This window comes from Mesocryomonas lacus, assembly GCF_055730135.2.
This window is the reverse complement of the sequence record NZ_JBUZWE020000051.1, coordinates 1-1,005: the sequence shown is the minus strand read 5'-3', so window position 1 is coordinate 1,005 and position 1,005 is coordinate 1. Positions and strand designations below refer to the sequence as shown.

1 protein-coding gene is annotated in these 1,005 nt (G+C 59.3%); it reads left to right on the top strand.

Annotated features, from left to right (window positions below; translation table 11 throughout):
* Positions 1-375: 375 nt before the first annotated feature.
* The coding region (locus tag ACZLZY_RS24880; protein ID WP_472936641.1) for an AI-2E family transporter at positions 376-1,005 on the top strand (630 nt) is incomplete at its 3' end.

Genomic DNA, 1,005 nt, shown 5'->3' with positions numbered 1-1,005 from the left:
GTCGGCGGCTGAGAGGGCATTCTTACGAGCGGCCAGGAGTCGGAACATGGCAGCATTGTGGCTAGAAGAATGACGGTAGTCGATGCTGCAGAATTCACGAGCGCGTGAGGATGGTCGTTCTGGATGGAAGGAGACACGTCCGCTAGACCGCTCGAGCAAATTTCCAAAGGCTCCAGTACCCAAAGCCTGAAAGTTGCAGCTTCGCTGATATTTGAAGCGGCACGCAACCTGGAACTAGGGGACACAGCGGAATGTTCTCAAAAACGTGACAACGCGTCATCAAGCTTTCGAGTTGTCGGAGAGAACCCAAGCGCATTTCCTCCAAGGATTCCCTGCGGCGTCCTTCATAAGTCTGAATCAAGAAGTGGCCTACGCATGGGCGAACCGAATGTCGTACCCGAAGCCGTCCGACGGTCATCGGAACCGCCCGCGGTTGGCGCGACGTCTGCACCGAGCTACCAGTCGCTTTTCGCCCTTCAGGCAGGCGTTGTCGCGGTTGTAGCTCTGTATTTCGCTCGCGATGTCCTGATTCCGATCACCGTTGCCGGGCTGCTGTCGTTCTTGCTCGGTCCTCTCGTCAGCCGTCTGCGACGGATGAAGGTGAACCGGATCGCATCGGTGATCTTGGCGGCGCTTCTTGCCCTTGCAGTGCTCCTTGCGATTGGCGTCGTCATCGGAACCCAACTGGCACACCTTGTCAGCCAGCTGCCCGAATACGTAGCAACGATCCAGTCCAAAGTCGGCGCGATCGGAAACTATGCCACCGATCGCTTTCCAGGTATCCTGAAGAGGCTCGGCCTCACGTTGGGTGACGGTGACGGTACGGCCGGTCCCGCGGCTACGAGCCCGCTCCCGGGCGCCGAACCAGCCGCGCCGCAAGCCGCACTGTCGCCGATGACGGTGCTGACCACATACGTGTCTCCCGTCCTGTCGCCAGTCGCCACGGCCGGTATCGTCTTCGTCGTCGCCGTATTCATCCTTCTTCAAAAGGAGGACCTGCGCGAT